The 3633-nt window shown below is 69.0% G+C and carries 2 protein-coding genes; both read left to right on the forward strand.

What is annotated here, in order from left to right:
- On the forward strand, nucleotides 1-2496 hold a 2496-nt coding region (locus ACFE8Y_RS21225), incomplete at its 5' end, for a 2-oxoglutarate dehydrogenase E1 component (RefSeq protein WP_375466345.1).
- Between the two features lie 88 nt (nucleotides 2497-2584).
- Nucleotides 2585-3633 (forward strand): 2-oxo acid dehydrogenase subunit E2 (locus tag ACFE8Y_RS21230; protein ID WP_375466346.1); only part of this gene is annotated, 1049 nt, incomplete at its 3' end.

Genomic DNA, 3633 nt, shown 5'->3' on the forward strand with positions numbered 1-3633 from the left:
CCGCAGCATTACGGCTTCCTCGAATCCGACTGGGACCGGCCGATCTTCCTCGACAACGTGCTGGGGCTGGAATTCGCCACGATCCGCGAGATCGTCGCGATCCTGGAGCGGACCTACTGCCAGACGCTCGGCGTCGAGTTCATGCACATCTCCGATCCCACCGAGAAGGCGTGGATCCAGGAGCGCATCGAGGGCAAGGACAAGGAGATCTCCTTCACCCCCGAAGGCCGTCGAGCGATCCTGAACAAGCTGATCGAGGCCGAGGGCTTCGAAAAGTTCCTGGACCTGAAATACACCGGCACCAAGCGCTTCGGCCTCGACGGCTCCGAGGCGATGATCCCGGCGCTGGAGCAGATCATCAAGCGCGGGGGCGCCCTGGGCGTGCGCGAGATCGTGCTCGGCATGGCCCACCGCGGTCGGCTCAACGTGCTGACCAACGTGATGGCCAAGCCCTTCCGGGCGGTGTTCAACGAGTTCAAGGGCGGCTCGGCCTCGCCGGCCGAGGTCGAGGGCTCGGGCGACGTCAAGTACCACCTCGGCGCGTCCTCCGACCGCGCCTTCGACGGCAACAACGTCCACCTGTCGCTGACCGCCAACCCCTCGCACCTCGAGATCGTCGATCCGGTGGTGCTGGGCAAGGTCCGCGCCAAGCAGGACCAGCGCGCCAAGCCGAACATCCAGCGCGGCAGCGTCATGCCGCTGCTGATCCACGGCGACGCGGCGTTCGCCGGCCAGGGCGTGGTCGCCGAGTGCCTCGGGCTGTCCGGCCTGAAGGGCCACCGCACCGGCGGCTCGATCCACTTCATCATCAACAACCAGATCGGCTTCACCACCGATCCGCGCTTCTCGCGCTCCTCCCCCTACCCCTCCGACGTGGCCAAGATGGTCGAGGCGCCGATCTTCCACTGCAACGGCGACGACCCGGAGGCGGTCACCTTCGCGACCAAGGTCGCGGTGGAGTACCGGCAGAAGTTCGGCAAGCCGGTGGTGATCGACATGCTGTGCTACCGCCGCTTCGGCCACAACGAGGGCGACGAGCCGGCCTTCACCCAGCCGAAGATGTACCAGCGCATCCGCAAGCACCCGACCGTGCTGGAGACCTACGCGCGCAAGCTTGTCGAGAACGGCACGATCACCCAGGACGCCTACGACGCCCGCAGGGCCGACTTCCGGGCCAAGCTCGACAGCGAGCTCGAAGTCGCAGGCGCCTACAAGGCCAACAAGGCCGACTGGCTCGACGGGCGCTGGGCCGGCTTCAAGGCGGTGCACGAGGACGTGGACGACCCCCGCCGCGGCCGCACCGGCGTGCCCGCCGAGACCTTGCGCGAGATCGCGCAGAAGATCACCCAGGCGCCCCCCGGCTTCCACCTGCACCGCACGATCCAGCGCTTCCTCGACAACCGCGCCAAGGCGGTCGAGACCGGCGCCGGCATCGACTGGGCGACCGCCGAGGCGCTGGCCTTCGGCGCGACCCTCATCGACGGCAACCGCGTCCGCCTCTCGGGCCAGGACGTGGAGCGCGGCACCTTCTCGCAGCGTCACGCCGTGGTGATCGACCAGGAGAACGAGCAGCGCTTCACGCCGCTGAACGCGATCCGCGAGGGTCAGGCGCCCCTGGAGGTCATCAACTCGATGCTGTCGGAGGAGGCCGTGCTCGGCTTCGAGTACGGCTACTCGGCGGCCGAACCCAACGCTCTGGTGCTGTGGGAGGCGCAGTTCGGCGACTTCGCCAACGGCGCGCAGGTGGTCATCGACCAGTTCATCGCGTCGGGCGAGCGCAAGTGGCTGCGCATGTCCGGCCTCGTGATGCTGCTGCCGCACGGCTACGAGGGCCAGGGGCCGGAGCACTCCTCCGCGCGGCTGGAGCGTTACCTGCAATCCTGCGCCGAGGACAACATGCAGGTCGCCAACTGCTCGACGCCGGCCAACTACTTCCACATCCTCCGGCGCCAGTTGAAGCGCGACTTCCGCAAGCCCTTGATCCTGATGACGCCGAAGTCGCTCCTGCGGCACAAGCGGGCGGTGTCGGGCATCGAGATGATCGCCGAAGGATCGAGCTTCCACCGCATCCTGTGGGACGGCGCCGAGCGCGACGAGACCGGCGTGAAGCTGGTGCGCGACGACAAGATCCGCCGCGTCGTGCTGTGCTCGGGCAAGGTCTACTACGACCTGCTGGAGGAGCGCGAGAAGCGGGCTGTCTCCGACGTCTACCTGCTGCGCGTCGAGCAGCTCTACCCGTTCCCGCTGAAGGCGCTGGCCAACGAGATGGGCCGATTCCGCAACGCCGAGGTGGTGTGGTGCCAGGAGGAGCCCAAGAACATGGGCGCGTGGTCCTTCGTCGAGCCCTACCTCGAATGGGTGCTCGGCCAGGCGAGCTGCACCGCCAAGCGCGCCCGCTACGTCGGCCGCCCGGCCTCGGCCTCGACCGCCGTCGGGCAGATGTCGAAGCACCAGGCCCAGCTCCAGGCGTTCCTCAACGAGGCGCTGGCCGTCTGACCTTTTGCGAGTTGGCGGCGCGCCTCGCGTGCCGCCGTCCCGACTCCCGGTCGTCCCGCACGGCCCAACCGATCCGGCGTGAACACACATGGCAACCGACATCCTCGTCCCGACGCTCGGCGAATCCGTCAGCGAGGCCACCATCGGCCGCTGGTTCAAGAAGCCGGGCGACGCGGTGGCCGCCGACGAGCCCCTGGTCGAACTCGAAACCGACAAGGTGACGCTGGAGGTCAACGCGCCGGCGGCCGGCGAACTCGGCGAGATCCTGGTCAAGGACGGCGAGACGGTGGAGCCAGGCGCGCTGCTCGGCTCGATCGTCGAGGCGGGCGCCGGCGGCGCCAAATCTGCGCCGAAGAAGGAGACCGCGCAGCCGAAGACGCAGGCCGCCGAGACCAAGGCCGAGAGCCGCAGCGAGGCGCCGAAGGCGGCCGCCCCCGCCGAGACGAAGCCCGTCGAGGAGGCGCCGGCCACGGAATCGGCGGCCGGCTACGGCAACCACGGCGATGCGGCGCCCCCGGCCGCGCGTCCGTCCAGCGACAACGGCCCGGCGGTGGGCAAGCTCGCGCGGGAGTCCGGCCTCGATCCGTCGGGCCTCAACGGCACCGGCAAGGACGGCCGCGTCACCAAGGGCGACATGCTCGGCGCGATCGCCAAGGGCGAGCAGCAGGGCAGGGGCGGCTCTCAGCCCGCGCCGGCGCCCGCCAAGGAGGCTCGCCCCACCCCGCCGCGCCCGGCCTCCAAGCCCGACGACGCCGCGCGCGAGGAGCGCGTGCGGATGACCAAGCTCCGCCAGACCATCGCCCGCCGCCTCAAGGACGCGCAGGACACGGCGGCGATGCTGACGACGTTCAACGACGTCGACATGGGCGCCGTGATGGCGATGCGCACCCAGTACAAGGACATGTTCGAGAAGAAGCACGGGACGAAGCTCGGCTTCATGGGCTTCTTCACCAAGGCGGTGATCGGCGCCCTGAAGGACGTGCCGGCGGTCAATGCCGAGATCGACGGGCAGGATCTCGTCTACAAGAACTACTACCACATCGGCATCGCCGTCGGCACCGATAAGGGCCTCGTCGTGCCGGTGGTGCGCGATGCCGACGACCTCTCGATCGCGGGCATCGAGAAGACGATCTCGGG

The sequence above is a fragment of the uncultured Methylobacterium sp. genome (assembly GCF_964242245.1).
Classification (GTDB): Bacteria; Pseudomonadota; Alphaproteobacteria; order Rhizobiales; family Beijerinckiaceae; genus Methylobacterium.